Annotated in this window: 14 protein-coding genes; all 14 read left to right on the top strand. The window is 64.8% G+C overall.

Going from position 1 to position 14,890, the window contains the following annotated elements:
* The first annotated feature begins 2 nt into the window (after positions 1-2).
* The gene (gene nuoG / locus AYJ54_RS44480) at positions 3-2,078 is read left to right on the top strand and encodes an NADH-quinone oxidoreductase subunit NuoG (protein ID WP_063708813.1); all 2,076 of its coding nucleotides are present in this window, start codon (positions 3-5) and stop codon (positions 2,076-2,078) included.
* 10 nt (positions 2,079-2,088) lie between these two features.
* The gene (nuoH, locus tag AYJ54_RS44475) at positions 2,089-3,156 is read left to right on the top strand and encodes an NADH-quinone oxidoreductase subunit NuoH (protein WP_136624358.1); all 1,068 of its coding nucleotides are present in this window, start codon (positions 2,089-2,091) and stop codon (positions 3,154-3,156) included.
* Positions 3,157-3,170: 14 nt separating this feature from the next.
* The gene (gene nuoI / locus AYJ54_RS44470; protein WP_063708963.1) at positions 3,171-3,659 is read left to right on the top strand and encodes an NADH-quinone oxidoreductase subunit NuoI; all 489 of its coding nucleotides are present in this window, start codon (positions 3,171-3,173) and stop codon (positions 3,657-3,659) included.
* Positions 3,660-3,668: 9 nt separating this feature from the next.
* Positions 3,669-4,307, top strand: a complete 639-nt coding sequence (locus AYJ54_RS44465) for an NADH-quinone oxidoreductase subunit J (RefSeq protein WP_063708811.1) — start codon at positions 3,669-3,671, stop codon at positions 4,305-4,307.
* Complete coding sequence (nuoK, locus tag AYJ54_RS44460) at positions 4,304-4,612, top strand: NADH-quinone oxidoreductase subunit NuoK (RefSeq protein ID WP_063708810.1); 309 nt, start codon at positions 4,304-4,306, stop codon at positions 4,610-4,612. Before AYJ54_RS44465 ends, nuoK begins: the two co-directional genes overlap by 4 nt.
* A gap of 8 nt (positions 4,613-4,620) precedes the next feature.
* The gene (gene nuoL, locus AYJ54_RS44455; RefSeq protein ID WP_063708809.1) at positions 4,621-6,696 is read left to right on the top strand and encodes an NADH-quinone oxidoreductase subunit L; all 2,076 of its coding nucleotides are present in this window, start codon (positions 4,621-4,623) and stop codon (positions 6,694-6,696) included.
* The gene (locus AYJ54_RS44450) at positions 6,697-8,205 is read left to right on the top strand and encodes an NADH-quinone oxidoreductase subunit M (protein WP_063708808.1); all 1,509 of its coding nucleotides are present in this window, start codon (positions 6,697-6,699) and stop codon (positions 8,203-8,205) included. It begins immediately after the preceding gene.
* Between the two features lie 22 nt (positions 8,206-8,227).
* On the top strand, positions 8,228-9,664 hold the full coding sequence (gene nuoN, locus AYJ54_RS44445; protein WP_063708807.1) for an NADH-quinone oxidoreductase subunit NuoN: 1,437 nt from the start codon (positions 8,228-8,230) through the stop codon (positions 9,662-9,664).
* A 1-nt stretch (position 9,665) separates the two neighbouring features.
* On the top strand, positions 9,666-10,472 hold the full coding sequence (locus tag AYJ54_RS44440; RefSeq protein ID WP_063708806.1) for a biotin--[acetyl-CoA-carboxylase] ligase: 807 nt from the start codon (positions 9,666-9,668) through the stop codon (positions 10,470-10,472).
* Positions 10,472-12,142 (top strand): ribonuclease J, encoded by a 1,671-nt coding sequence (locus AYJ54_RS44435; RefSeq protein ID WP_063708805.1) that lies wholly within the window; start codon positions 10,472-10,474, stop codon positions 12,140-12,142. Before AYJ54_RS44440 ends, AYJ54_RS44435 begins: the two co-directional genes overlap by 1 nt.
* A gap of 67 nt (positions 12,143-12,209) precedes the next feature.
* The gene (gene mce / locus AYJ54_RS44430; RefSeq protein ID WP_063708804.1) at positions 12,210-12,614 is read left to right on the top strand and encodes a methylmalonyl-CoA epimerase; all 405 of its coding nucleotides are present in this window, start codon (positions 12,210-12,212) and stop codon (positions 12,612-12,614) included.
* 9 nt (positions 12,615-12,623) lie between these two features.
* Positions 12,624-12,899 carry a DUF1467 family protein gene (locus AYJ54_RS44425; protein ID WP_063708803.1) on the top strand — a complete coding sequence of 92 codons (276 nt, stop codon included), beginning with the start codon at positions 12,624-12,626 and terminating at the stop codon, positions 12,897-12,899.
* Positions 12,900-13,093: 194 nt separating this feature from the next.
* On the top strand, positions 13,094-13,441 hold the full coding sequence (locus AYJ54_RS44420; protein WP_063708802.1) for a hypothetical protein: 348 nt from the start codon (positions 13,094-13,096) through the stop codon (positions 13,439-13,441).
* A 35-nt stretch (positions 13,442-13,476) separates the two neighbouring features.
* Positions 13,477-14,769 (top strand): S-methyl-5-thioribose kinase, encoded by a 1,293-nt coding sequence (gene mtnK, locus AYJ54_RS44415; RefSeq protein ID WP_063708801.1) that lies wholly within the window; start codon positions 13,477-13,479, stop codon positions 14,767-14,769.
* Positions 14,770-14,890: the final 121 nt, after the last annotated feature.

Genomic DNA, 14,890 nt, shown 5'->3' with positions numbered 1-14,890 from the left:
GAATGACAAAGCTCATCATCGACGGCAAAGAGATCGATGTCCCGCCGGAGTACACGCTGCTCCAGGCGTGCGAGGCGGCGGGCGCCGAGATTCCGCGCTTCTGCTATCACGAGCGGCTGTCGATCGCCGGCAACTGCCGGATGTGCCTCGTCGAAGTGAAGGGTGGCCCGAAGCCGGTCGCAAGCTGCGCCTGGGGCGTGCGCGACTGCCGTCCCGGCCCCAAGGGCGAGCCGCCGGAGATATCCACGCGTTCGCCGATGGTGAAAAAGGCGCGCGAAGGCGTGATGGAGTTCCTGCTGATCAACCATCCGCTGGACTGCCCGATCTGCGACCAGGGCGGCGAGTGCGACCTCCAGGACCAGGCGATGGGCTACGGTGTCGACACCAGCCGCTTCGCCGAGAACAAGCGGGCGGTCGAGGACAAGTATCTCGGCGCGCTGGTCAAGACCTCGATGAACCGCTGCATCCAGTGCACGCGCTGCGTCCGCTTCTCGGCGGAAGTCGCCGGTGCCCCCGAGATGGGCGCGACCGGCCGCGGCGAGGACATGGAGATCACGACCTATCTCGAGCACGCGCTGACGTCTGAATTGCAGGGCAATCTCGTCGACATCTGCCCGGTCGGCGCGCTGACCTCGAAGCCTTATGCCTTCGCGGCGAGGCCGTGGGAGCTCGGCAAGACCCAGTCGATCGACGTGATGGATGGCGTCGGCTCGGCAATCCGCGTCGACACCCGCGGCCGCGAGGTGATGCGCGTGCTGCCGCGCATCAACGAGGCCGTGAACGAGGAGTGGATCTCGGACAAGACCCGCCACGTCGTCGACGGCCTGCGCACCCAGCGTCTCGACCGGCCCTACATCCGCGAAGCCGGCAAGCTGCGCGCGGCGAGCTGGTCGGAGGCCTTTGCGGCGATCGCGGCCAAGGCGGCCCGCACCGACGGCAAACGCATCGGCGCGATCGCGGGCGACCTCGCCGGCGTCGAAGAGATGTTCGCGCTGAAGGAGCTGCTTGCCAAATACGGCTCGAGCAATCTGGCGGTGCAGGGCGGCGACGCCTTCGATCCCACGCTCGGCCGCGGCTCCTACATCTTCAACCCGACGCTCGCGGGCGTCGAGCAGGCCGATGCGCTGCTGATCATCGGCGCCAATCCGCGCAAGGAAGCGGCCGTGTTCAACGCCCGCATCCGCAAGCGCTGGCGCGCGGGCGGCTTCAAGGTCGGCGTGATCGGCGCCAAGCCCGATCTCACCTACGACTATGATCATCTCGGCGCGGGCACCGAGACGCTCGGCGAGCTCGCGGCCGGCAAGCACTCCTTCATGGACGTGCTGAAGAACGCCAAGCACCCGATCATCCTGGTTGGCGCCGGCGCGGCCGCGCGTCACGACGGCGCGGCCATTCTCGCCGCTGCCGCTAAGCTGGCGCTCGATGTCGGCGCGGTGAAGGACGGCTGGAACGGCTTTGGCGTGCTGCATGAGGCGGCCTCGCGCGTCGGCGCGCTCGACATCGGCTTTGCGGCCGGCAGCGGCGGGCTGAACGCGGCGCAGATGACCACGTTCGGCACGCTGGATCTGTTGTTCCTGCTCGGCGCCGACGAGATCAAGGCGCCGGACGGCACCTTCGTCGTCTATATCGGCACCCATGGTGACCGCGGCGCGCATCGCGCCGACGTGATCCTGCCGGCGGCCGCCTACACCGAGAAGTCCGCGATCTACGTCAACACGGAAGGGCGCGTGCAGATGACGGGCCGCGCCGCGTTCCCGCCGGGCGAGGCCCGCGAGGACTGGGCGATCGTGCGCGCGCTGTCGGAAGCGCTGGGCAAGAAGCTCGCCTACGACTCGCTCGCAGGCCTGCGCCAGGCGATCTTCAAGGCGGTGCCGCATCTGATCCGTCTCGACCAGATCGAGGCGGGCTCGGCCGACCAGATCAAGAAGCTCGCGGGCAAGGGCGGCACGCCGGAGAAGGCGCCGTTCAAGCCCCTGATCGAGGACTTCTACCTGACCAACCCAATCGCGCGTGCATCCGCCGTGATGGCGGAGTGCTCGCGGCTTGCCTCCGGGCAGATGCTGACCGCAGCGGAGTGAGCGTGATCTGATGGAATTCTTCGAAAGCGCATTCTGGACCGGGTTCCTCTGGCCGCTGATCATCATGGTCGCGCAGAGCGTCTTGCTGCTCGTCGTGCTCCTGGTCGCGATCGCCTACATCCTGCTCGCCGACCGCAAGATCTGGGCGGCGGTGCAGATCCGGCGCGGTCCCAACGTGGTCGGGCCCTGGGGCCTGTTCCAGTCCTTCGCCGACCTCCTGAAGTTCGTGCTGAAGGAGCCGATCATTCCGGCCGGCGCCAACAAGGGCGTCTTCCTGCTCGCGCCGCTGGTCTCCTGCGTGCTGGCGCTCGCCGCCTGGGCGGTGATCCCGACCAATCTCGGCTGGGTGATCTCCGACATCAATGTCGGCGTCCTCTTCATCTTCGCGATCTCGTCGCTGTCGATCTACGGCATCATCATGGCCGGCTGGTCGTCGAACTCGAAGTACCCGTTCCTGGCCGCGCTGCGCTCGGCGGCGCAGATGGTGTCCTACGAGGTCTCGATCGGCTTCGTCATCATCACGGTGCTGCTCTGCGCGGGCACGCTGAACCTTTCGGCCGTCGTCGAGGCGCAGCATGCGCGCGGCCTTGCGAGCCTGATCGGGCTGCCGCAGCTGACCATCCTGAACTGGTACGTGTGGCCGCTGTTCCCGATGTTCGTGGTGTTTTACGTCTCGGCGCTGGCGGAAACCAACCGTCCGCCGTTCGACCTCGTCGAGGCCGAGTCCGAGCTCGTGGCCGGCTTCATGGTCGAATACGGCTCGACGCCGTATCTGTTGTTCATGCTCGGTGAGTATGTCGCCATCGTCACCATGTGTGCGTTGGCAACGATCCTGTTCCTGGGAGGCTGGCTGCCGCCGGTGGACCTGCCGCCCTTCAACTGGGTGCCGGGGATCATCTGGTTCTCGCTGAAGCTGTTCTTCATGTTCTTCCTGTTCGCGATGGCAAAGGCAATCGTGCCGCGCTACCGCTACGATCAACTGATGCGTCTCGGCTGGAAGGTGTTCCTGCCGCTGTCGCTCGTGATGGTGGTCGTGGTGGCCGGCGTGCTGCATTTCGCCGGCATCGCGCCGAAGTGAGGGCCGTCATGGGTATCAACATCAACGCCACTGCACGCTCGCTTCTGCTGTCGGAATTCGTCTCGGCGTTCTTCCTCGCCATGCGCTACTTCTTCCAGCCGAAGCCGACCATCAACTATCCCTTCGAGAAGAACCCGATCTCGCCGCGCTTCCGCGGCGAGCATGCGCTGCGCCGCTACCCCAATGGCGAAGAGCGCTGCATCGCCTGCAAGCTGTGCGAGGCCGTGTGCCCCGCGCAGGCCATCACCATCGAGGCCGGCCCGCGCCGCAACGACGGCACCCGCCGCACCGTGCGCTACGACATCGACATGGTGAAGTGCATCTATTGCGGCCTCTGCCAGGAGGCCTGCCCGGTCGACGCCATCGTCGAGGGCCCGAACTTCGAGTTCGCGACCGAGACCCGCGAGGAGCTCTATTATGACAAGGCCAAGCTGCTCGCCAATGGCGACCGCTGGGAGCGCGAGATCGCCAAGGCGATCGAGCTCGACGCGCCGTACCGGTGAGGTGAGGGCATGATCCTTCCCGCGCTGTTCTTTTATCTGTTCGCCGGCATCTGCGTTGCCTCGGCGGTGATGGTGGTTGTCTCGCGCAATCCCGTGCACTCCGTGCTGTACCTGATCCTGGCCTTCGTCAACGCCTCCGGCCTCTTCGTGCTGATGGGCGCCGAGTTCCTGGCCATGATGCTGATCGTCGTCTATGTCGGCGCGGTCGCGGTGCTGTTCCTGTTCGTGATCATGATGCTCGACGTCGACTTCATCGAGCTGCGCGAGGGCTTCATCGAGTACCTGCCGGTCGGCCTCGTGATCGGCGGCATCTTCCTGTTCGAACTGCTGCTCACCGTTGGCTTCTGGGTCATCAACCCCGGCGTCGCCAAGACGATCACGGCAGCGATCCCGACCAATGTCAGCAACACCGAGGCGCTCGGCCTCGTGCTCTATACGAGGTACATCCATTACTTCCAGCTCGCCGGCATGGTGCTGCTGGTCGCGATGATCGGCGCCATCGTGCTGACGCTGCGCCACAAGGCGAACGTCAAGCGGCAGGACATCAACGTTCAGAACGCGCGTACGCCCGACATGGCGATGGCGCTGCGCAAGGTGGCGTCGGGGCAGGGGCTCCAGGATGCCGATGCGGCGGAGTGGGTGAAATGACGATCGGGCTCGGACATTATCTTGCCGTCGGCGCGATGCTGTTCACGCTCGGCATCCTCGGCATCTTCCTGAACCGCAAGAACATCATCATCATCCTGATGTCGATCGAGCTGATCCTGCTCTCGGTCAACATCAACCTCGTGGCGTTCTCGACCTTCCTCGGCGACATCGTCGGCCAGGTCTTCGCGCTCCTGGTGCTGACCGTCGCGGCTGCGGAAGCCGCGATCGGTCTCGCCATCCTGGTGGTCTATTTCCGCAACCGCGGCTCGATCGCGGTTGAGGACGTCAATCTGATGAAGGGCTGAGCTCAGTCATGGTTCAGGCAATCGTTTTTCTGCCGTTGCTGGGCGCCATTCTCGCCGGCCTGATCTCGCTCGTCGGCGCGCATGCCCGCAACCCCAGCGGCGAGACGGTCGAGCATCACGGCGATGATCATGGTCATGGCGACGTCCATGCGGCGACCGCCCATGACGACCATGGTCACGACGATCACGGTCACGACGACCACCACGTCTCCGAGCCGCCGGCGGCAGGCTCGCGCGCGGCCGAGCTGATCACCACGGGGCTCTTGTTCGTGTCGGCCGTGCTGTCCTGGTTCACGCTGGTCGACGTCGGCTTCATGCACCATGACGCGCGGATCCAGATCCTGCCGTGGATCTTCTCCGGCGACCTCCAGGTCTATTGGGCGCTGCGGGTCGACACGCTCACGGCCGTGATGCTCGTCGTGGTCACCACCGTGTCCTCGCTCGTGCACCTCTATTCCATCGGCTACATGGACGAGGATCCGTACCGGCCGCGCTTCTTCGGCTATCTCTCGCTGTTCACCTTCGCCATGCTGATGCTGGTGACGGCCGACAACCTCGTGCAGCTGTTCTTCGGCTGGGAGGGCGTGGGTCTGGCGAGCTACCTCTTGATCGGCTTCTGGTACCAGAAGCCGTCGGCGAACGCGGCGGCGATCAAGGCCTTCGTGGTCAACCGCGTCGGCGATTTCGGCTTCGCGCTCGGCATCTTCGCGATCTTCGCGCTCGTCGGCTCGACCGATTTCGAGACGATCTTCCACGCCGCCCCCGGCCTGACCGGCAAGACCATCGACTTCCTCGGCTGGCACGCCGACGCGCTGACCCTGACCTGCGTGTTGCTGTTCATGGGCGCGATGGGCAAGTCGGCGCAGTTCCTGCTGCACACCTGGTTGCCGGATGCGATGGAAGGCCCGACCCCGGTCTCGGCGCTGATCCACGCCGCGACCATGGTCACCGCCGGCGTCTTCATGGTGGCGCGCCTGTCGCCGCTGTTCGAGCTCGCGCCGAACGCGCAGGCCGTCGTGATGTTCTTCGGTGCGACCACGGCGTTCTTCGCCGCGACCGTCGGCCTCGTCCAGAACGACATCAAGCGGATCGTCGCCTACTCGACCTGTTCGCAGCTCGGCTACATGTTCGTGGCGATGGGGGCGGGGGCCTATTCGGTCGGCATGTTCCACCTGTTCACCCACGCCTTCTTCAAGGCGCTGCTGTTCCTGGGCTCCGGCTCGGTGATCTACGCGATGCATCACGAGCAGGACATCCGCAACATGGGCGGCCTGTGGAAGAAGATCCCCTACACCTATGCGGTGATGGTGGTCGGCACGCTGGCGCTGACCGGCTTCCCGCTCACGGCAGGCTACTTCTCCAAGGACGCGATCATCGAGTCCGCCTACGCCTCGCACAATCCGTTCGCGGTGTACGGCTACCTGTTGACCGTCGTCGCGGCCGCCTTGACCTCGTTCTACTCCTGGCGCCTGGTGTTCAAGACCTTCCACGGCGAGCCGCATGACGAGCATCACTACGAGGCGGCGCATGAGAGCCCGATCTGGATGCTGATCCCGATCGGTGTGCTCGCGGTCGGCTCGATCGTTGTCGGCTTCCCGTTCAAGGAGCTGTTCGCCGGGCACGGCGTCGAGGAATTCTTCCGCGAGTCCGTGAAGATGAACCCGCACATCATCGAGGAGATGCACCACATCCCCGAGACCATCGCCTTCCTGCCGACGGTGATGATGGTGCTGGGTTTCCTGGTGTCGTACCTGTTCTACATCCGCCGGCCGTATCTGCCGGTCGAGCTCGCGAAGACCCAGCCGATGCTGTACCAGTTCCTGCTCAACAAGTGGTATTTCGACGAGCTCTACGAGGTCATCTTCGTCCGTCCGGCGAAGTGGATCGGCTACCAGCTCTGGAAGAAGGGCGACGGCTTCATCATCGACGGTCTCGGTCCCGACGGCGTCTCGGCGCGCGTGCTGGACGTCACCCGCAACGTTGTGAAGATCCAGACCGGCTATCTCTATCACTATGCATTCGCCATGCTGATCGGCGTCGCCGGCCTGATCACCTGGTTCATGTTCGGCTTTGGAGGCCAGTAAATGACAACCTGGCCCATCCTTTCGGTCACCACCTTCCTGCCGCTGGTCGGCGCGCTGATCGTCTATCTCAACCGCGGCGATGACGAGGCCGCGCAGCGCAATTCGCGCTGGATCGCGCTGTGGACCACGCTGATCACCTTCGCGGTGTCGCTGATCCTGGTGGCGCGCTTCGATCCGTCCACCGCGGACTTCCAGTTCGTCGAGAAGGCGAACTGGCTCGCTACCGGCATCACCTACCACATGGGCGTGGACGGCATTTCGCTGCCCTTCGTGATCCTGACCACCGCCTTGATGCCGTTCTGCATCATCGCGAGCTGGAAGGCGATTCAGAACCGGGTCCGCGAATACATGATGGCGTTCCTGATCATGGAGACGCTGCTGATCGGCACCTTCACGGCGCTCGACCTCGTGCTGTTCTATCTGTTCTTCGAGGGCGGTCTGATTCCGATGTTCCTGATCATCGGCATCTGGGGCGGCCCACGGCGGGTCTATGCGTCGTTCAAGTTCTTCCTCTACACGTTCCTCGGCTCGGTCCTGATGCTGCTCGCCATCATGGCGCTGTACTGGAACGGCAACACCACGGACATCCCGAGCCTGATGCACACGGCCGTGCCGCGGTCTTTGCAGACCTGGGCGTGGCTCGCGTTCTTCGCGTCCTTCGCGGTGAAGATGCCGATGTGGCCGGTGCACACCTGGCTGCCCGACGCGCATGTCGAGGCACCGACGGCGGGCTCGGTGGTTCTGGCCGCGATCCTCCTGAAGCTGGGCGGCTACGGCTTCCTGCGCTTCTCGCTGCCGATGTTCCCGCTGGCCTCGCATGACTTCGCGCCGCTGATCTTCACGCTCTCTGTCATTGCCATCGTCTACACCTCGCTGGTGGCGATGATGCAGGAGGATATGAAGAAGCTGATCGCGTACTCATCGGTGGCGCATATGGGCTTCGTCACCATGGGCATATTCGCCGGCACCATGCAGGGCGTCGCCGGCGGCGTGTTCCAGATGATCTCGCACGGCATTGTCTCCGGTGCGCTGTTCCTCTGCGTCGGCATCGTCTACGACCGCATGCACACCCGCGAGATCGCGGCCTATGGCGGCCTCGTCAACCGGATGCCGCTCTACGCCATGACCTTCATGGTCTTCACCATGGCCAATGTCGGTCTGCCCGGCACCAGTGGCTTCATCGGCGAGTTCATGACGCTGCTAGGCACCTTCAAGGTCTCGATCCCGACCGCGTTCGTCGCCACGACCGGCGTGATCCTGTCGGCATGCTATGCGCTCTGGCTGTATCGGAAGATCGTGTTTGGCGCACTGGTGAAGCCGACGCTGATGACGATCAAGGACATGACCGTGCGCGAGTGCATCACGCTGTTCCCGTTGATCGCGCTGACGATCCTGTTCGGCGTCTATCCGAAGCCGGTGCTCGACATGTCGGCCGCCTCGGTCCAGCAACTCGTCAACAATTACAACACCGCGGTGACGGCCGTGAAGGCCGCCGCGCTGCTCCAGTGAGCGGGCAGGTCAGGATATCGCCATGAGCTTTGAGACTGCAGGATATCAACTGGCGCCGGCACTGCCCGAGATCGTGCTCGCGGTCAGCAGCATGGCGCTTTTGATGCTGGGCGCCTATCGCGGGCAGGGGACGACCAGAGCGATCAACTCGCTTGCGATTCTGCTCCTGATCGTGGTCGGCGTGCTCGAATATCTGCAGCCCGCGGGCAAGCAGGTGACCTTCGGCGGCAGCTTTATCGTCGACGACTTCGCGCGCTTCATGAAGATCCTGGCCCTGATCGGCTCGGCCGTAACACTGGTCCTGTCGACCGAATTCTTGTCCGACCCGTCGCGGCGCATCTTCGAATATTCGATCCTTGTGCTGCTCTCGACGCTCGGCATGATGGTGCTGATCTCGGCCGGCGACCTGATCTCGCTCTATCTCGGCCTCGAACTGATGTCGCTCGCGCTCTATGTCGTGGCGGCCTCGAACCGCGACAATCCCAAGTCGAACGAAGCGGGCTTGAAGTATTTCGTGCTGGGCGCGCTGTCCTCGGGCATGCTGCTGTACGGCGCCTCCCTGATCTACGGCTTCACCGGCACGGTCAGTTTCACCGGTATCGCTACCGCCGCGACGACTGCGAATATCGGCTTGGTGTTCGGCCTCGTCTTCCTGCTTGCCGGGCTCTGCTTCAAGATCTCGGTAGTGCCGTTCCACATGTGGACGCCCGACGTGTATGAGGGCGCCCCGACGCCGGTGACCGCCTTCTTCGCTTCTGCGCCGAAGGTTGCCGCACTCGCCGTCTTCACTCGCGCGACGCTGACCGCGTTCCCCGGCATCGTGCCGCAGTGGCAGCAGATCCTGGTGTTCGTGGCGATCGCCTCGATGGCGCTCGGCTCGTTCGCGGCGATCGGCCAGCGCAACATCAAGCGCCTGATGGCCTATTCCTCGATTGGCCATATGGGTTTTGCCCTGGTCGGCCTTGCCTCGGGTACGGTCGAAGGCGCGCAGGGCGTGCTGATGTACGCCGTGATCTACGTCACGATGACGCTCGGCGCGTTCTCGGTCATCCTCGCCATGAAGCGCAACGGCCAGGCGGTGGAGCAGATCAGCGATTTCGCCGGCCTGTCGCGGACCAACCCGCTGCTCGCCTTCCTGTTCGCGATGCTGCTGTTCTCGCTCGCGGGCGTTCCGCCGCTCGCCGGCTTCTTCGGCAAGTGGTACGTCTTCGTCGCTGCGATCAAGGCCAACCTGTTCACGCTCGCCGTCATCGGCGTGCTGACCAGCGTGGTGGGCGCCTACTACTATCTCGCCATCGTCAAGACGATGTATTTCGACGAGCCGGCCGGTCAGGTCGATCCAGTGCGCGTCGAGGTCAGGACGGTTCTGGCGGTCGCCGGCGTCTTCAACATCCTGTTTGCGCTGTTCGCGGGCCCGGTCGTGAGCGTGGCCTCCGCAGCGGCAAAGTCGCTGTTCTAGGATGGGTTTCGCGCTCGGTCCTCGCGCATCGTCCGCGGGCTACCGGCTCGCAGCCTTCGATCAGATCGGCTCGACCAATACCGAGGCGCTGGAACGCGCTCGCGCCGGCGAGCGTGGCCCGATCTGGTTCGTGACATCGGACCAGACGGCGGGGCACGGGCGGCGCCAGCGCGCCTGGATCGCGCCGCGGGGCAATCTGGCGGCCAGCATCCTCGAGGTCATGGACGTCGCGCCCGCTGTCGCGGCCACCCTGGGTTTCGCAGCCGGACTGGCGGAGGAGGCCGCGCTGGAGAAGGTCAGCCTCGAGGCCGCGCTGCGCCTCGGCCCCGACCGGCCCCGATACGCCCTGAAATGGCCGAACGACGTCCTGGTTGGCGGCAAGAAGCTCGTCGGCATCGGGCTGGAAGCCGAGGTCGTCGGAAATAACCTCGCCGTCGTGGTCGGCATCGGCACCAACGTCGTCGCCGCGCCCGAGGGCACACCGACACCGGCGGTGTCGCTGGCCGCGCTCGGCGTGCAGATCAGCGCGGAGGAGCTGTTCGCGGCGCTGTCGGATGCCTGGGTGGAGTTCCGAGGCATCTGGGACAGGGGCCGCGGCTTTGCCGAGATCCGCAGGCTGTGGCTGGCGCGCGCCGCCGGCCTCGGCGAGAAGGTTGCGATCAACACCGGAACGATGACGCTCGAAGGCGTTTTTGACACGATCGATGACACCGGCTGCCTGATCGTCCGCACCGCGGATGGCCGGCGCATGCCCGTGGCCGCGGGCGAGGTGTTCTTCGGCGTGGCCGCCTCCGTGGGAGCTGGTTGATGGCGAGGCCCGACGAACTGGTCTTTGCGCCGCTCGGCGGCGTCGGCGAGATCGGCATGAACCTGTCGATCTACGGCCTCGGCAACCGCCACCAGCGCGCCTGGCTGGCGATCGATCTCGGCGTCTCCTTCGGTGACGAGGAACATCTGCCGGGCATCGACCTGATCATGCCCGACATCAGCTTCCTGGAGAAGGAGCGCAAGAACCTGATGGGCCTGGTCCTGACCCACGCCCATGAGGACCATTTCGGCGCCATCATCGATCTCTGGCCGAAGCTGCAATGCCCGATCTATGCGACGCAGTTCAGCGCGGCGCTGTTCGAGGCCAAATGCGCCGCCGAGCGCAATCCGCCGAAGATCCCGGTGACGGTGATCCCGTCCGGCGGCCGGGTCGACATCGGCCCGTTCAATGTCGAGTTCATCCCGGTCGCCCACTCGATTCCGGAATCGCATGCGCTGGCGATCCACACCGAGGCCGGCACGGTGCTGCACACCGGCGACTGGAAGATCGACCCGACCCCGATCATCGGCCGTCCCACGGACGAGCGGCGGCTGCGCCAGCTCGGCGAGGAGGGCGTGCTCGCTTTGATCGGCGATTCCACCAACGCGGTGCGCGACGGCCGCTCGCCCTCGGAAGCCGAGGTCGCCAAGACCATCATCGAGCTCGTCAAGGCCGCCAAGGGCCGTGTCGCCGTGACGACCTTTGCCTCCAACGTCGCCCGCATCAAGGCCGTGGCTGATGCTGCGAAGGTCGCAGACCGCGAGGTCGTCGTGGTCGGGCGTGCCATGGACCGCGTGGTCCAGGTCGCGCGCGAGACTGGCTATCTCGACGGTGTGCAGAATTTCCGCTCGCCCGAGGTCTACGGCCATCTCCCGCACGACAGGGTGCTGGCGCTATGCACCGGCAGCCAGGGCGAGCCGCGCGCCGCGCTGGCGCGTATCGCCAATGACGACCACCCCGAGATCACGCTCAACCGTGGCGACAGCGTGATCTTCTCCTCGCGCACCATCCCGGGTAACGAGAAGGCCGTCGGCTCGATCATCAACAACCTGGTCCTGCAAGGCGTCGAAGTCATCACCGATCGCGACCATCTGGTCCATGTCTCCGGCCATCCTCGCCGCGACGAGCTGCGCGACATGATCGCCTGGACCAAGCCGCAGCTCCTGATCCCCGTCCATGGCGAGGCCCTGCACCTGCACGAGCACGCCAAGCTTGCGCGCGCCGCCGGCGTGCCGCGCGTGCTGGTCTGCCGCAACGGCGATCTGGTGAAGCTCGGCCCCGGCGATCCCGGCATCGTCGGCGAGGTGCCGGCGGGGCGGCTCTACAAGGACGGCGCGATCCTCGAAGACGCCAAGTCGCGCGCCGTGGTCGAGCGGCGCCGGATGGCGTTCTCCGGCTGCGCCTTCGTCGCCATCGCCATGACCGAGCAGGGCGAGCTCGCCGACGATCCCGAGGTTGATCTCGTCGGCATCCCCGAGAAGAATAAAGCGGGCGAGCCCTTCGACGACCTCGTCTTCGACGCCGTCGTCTCCACCATCGAAGGCCTGCCCAGGCCGCGCCGCCGCGATCCGGATGCTTTGGCTGAGTCGGTGCGGCGCGCGGTACGGGCGGTGATCAACGAACACTGGGGCAAAAAGCCCCCCTGTCTGGTACATGTGCTGACAGTCTAATTTAAAGCATGATCTCTTCGGAAAACCGCTTCACACTTTTCCGGATCATGCTCTAGGGGAGAGAAACATGCTGGGCCGGCTCAACCATGTCGCGATTGCGACCAAGGACGCCGTCAAGGCCGCAAAAATCTACGGTGCCGCCTTCGGCGCCCAGATCTCGGAGGCCGTCGCGCTGCCCGAACATGGCGTCACCACTGTGTTCGTGACGCTCCCCAACACCAAGATCGAGTTCATCGAGCCCTATGGCGAGGCTTCCCCGATCGCAAAATTCCTCGAGCGCAATGCCGACGGCGGCATCCACCACGTCTGCTACGAGGTGGTCGATATCATCACCTCACGCGACACGCTGGTGAAGGAGGGCGCGCGGGTGCTCGGCGACGGCGTGCCGAAGATCGGCGCCCACGGCAAGCCGGTGCTGTTCCTGCACCCGAAGGACTTTTCCGGAGCGCTCGTCGAGATCGAGCAGGCATAAGGCCGGCCCATGGCCTACCAGATATCAACCGCGCTCGCGATCTACTTTGTCATCTGGTGGATTGCGCTGTTTTTGACGCTGCCATTCGGCGTGCGCAGCCAGCACGAGGACGGCGTCGGCGCGCCCGGCACCGATCCGGGTGCACCGATCCTGGCGCGGATGGGGCGCAAGCTGATCTGGACCACGATCATCTCAGCCATCGTGTTTGCGATCGGCATGGCGGCGTATCACGCCGGATATTTGTCGATCGAGCGATTGTCGAAATTGATGGGAATGCCGTTCTAGAGCAGGATGAAATAGGTTGGGTTGACTGTGCGGGCTCACCTCTCCCCAACGGGGAGAGGTCGGATTGCGCAGCAATCCGGGTGAGGGGCCGCGGCGCTCAGTGAGACCTAAACCCCTCACCCGGATCGCATCTTTCGATGCGATCCGACCTCTCCCTACGGGAGAGGTGATCCGAGTTCTGTTGGGGGACACGAATGACTTTTCAAAGGATCGTCATTGCGCTTCTGGTGCTGATCGTCGCGGGGCTTGGCGCCATCGGCTATGTCGAGTGGAGGATGGCGGTCCAGGTCCGCACCCTGAAGGCGTTCGTCGAGGGCTACGTCTTCAACGAGGCGGTCATGGCCTGCGAGCGGGCGCAGAGCTCGACGCCGTTCAAATGGAACGGCGGCAAAAGCACCTCGGTCATCGGGCTGAACTCGGTCAAGCTCGACAAATACAACGTCAGCGCCAGCTACACGCTGGTGGCGGACAGCGTCTATTGCGATTACGATCCGATCAAAAGAAAGGCCGAGATCGGCTCGAGCTTCCTGGAGCGGGAGTAACGATCCGGCCATGACAAGCATGGGATGGGATCGTCATGACGCAGCGGCGGGCGGGGGACTACCGGATTCTGCATGAGGCGGCCTTGCGGGATCATCTCGCAGGCCTGCCGGACCTCGCGGCGGTCCTGGGCGGCGAGCCAGCCTCTTGGTCGATCACCGAGGTCGGCGACGGCAATCTCAACCTCGTCTTCATCGTGAAGGGCGCGCGGGGCGGGATCGCCGTGAAGCAGGCGCTGCCTTACGTCCGCCTCGTCGGCGAAAGCTGGCCCTTGCCGCTGTCGCGGGCCCATTACGAACATCTCGCCCTGTCGCGCCAGGCCGAACTCGCTCCCGGTCTCGTGCCGGCGCTGCTGCACCACAACGAAGCGCTGGCGCTGACCGTGATGGAGCTGCTGGAGCCCCACATCATCATGCGCAAGGGGCTGGTCGCCGCAACGCAATATCCACGTTTCGTCGACGACATCACCACCTTCATGGCGCGGACGCTGTTCTTCACCTCCGAGCTCGCGCTCTCGGCCGCGGACAAGAAGGAGGGCATTGCGGCCTTCGCCGGCAATCATGCGCTGTGCAAGATCACCGAGGATCTGATCTTCACCGATCCCTATCGCATCGCCGAGCAGAACCGCTGGACCGCGCCATATCTCGACGGCTTGGCCGCAGCCTTGCGCGATGACATGGAGCTGCATGTCGCCATCTCCCGGCTGAAGCTGAGGTTCATGGCAAGCCCTGAGGCGCTGCTCCACGGCGACCTCCACACCGGCTCGATCATGGTGACGGAGGGCCAGACGCGGGTGATCGACCCCGAATTCGCGTTCTACGGCCCGATGGGGTTCGACGTCGGCGCCGTGCTGGCCAATTTGCTGATGGCCTATTTCGCCTCCGCCGGGCATGAGCGCTCGCCGGGCGAGCGGCGTGCGTTCGAGGATTGGGTGCTGGAGACGGTCGAAAAAGTCTGGAACGAGTTCGCCCGCAAATTCCTCGACCTCTGGCGCGGCGGTGCAGTCGGCGATGCCTATCCGGCCTCGCTCTTCGCCGGCGAGCAGGGGGCCGCCCGCCTGGAGGCCGAGCGGCAGGCCTACATGCAGCGCCTGTTCGCCGACACGGTCGGCTTCGCCGCGGCAAAGACAATCCGCCGCATCTTCGGTCTCGCTCACAACATCGACTTCGAGCTAATTGAGAATCCGCAGAGGCGGGCGGTCAGCGAAGCCCGTGCGGTGCGGCTGGCAAGGGCGATGATGGTGGAGACGGGGGCGTTTCCAGCTATCGCCGACGTTACCGGTGCAGCGCAAAAATTGCGCGACTGGCACCCTGAGTTCGCGACTGGCTAGGGCGCGTACTCACAAATCGGGCCTCCCGAGCGCTACGCTAGCATACGTGAACCCTTCAAGGAGCTTGCATTCGACATGCTGCGAATGGTCAACTCGCTGATCGGAACACGCCTGCATTGTC

The sequence above is a fragment of the Bradyrhizobium centrolobii genome (genome assembly GCF_001641635.1).
In the GTDB taxonomy this organism is placed as follows: Bacteria; Pseudomonadota; Alphaproteobacteria; order Rhizobiales; family Xanthobacteraceae; genus Bradyrhizobium; species Bradyrhizobium centrolobii.
This window is presented reverse-complemented; position numbering and strand designations above follow the sequence as displayed.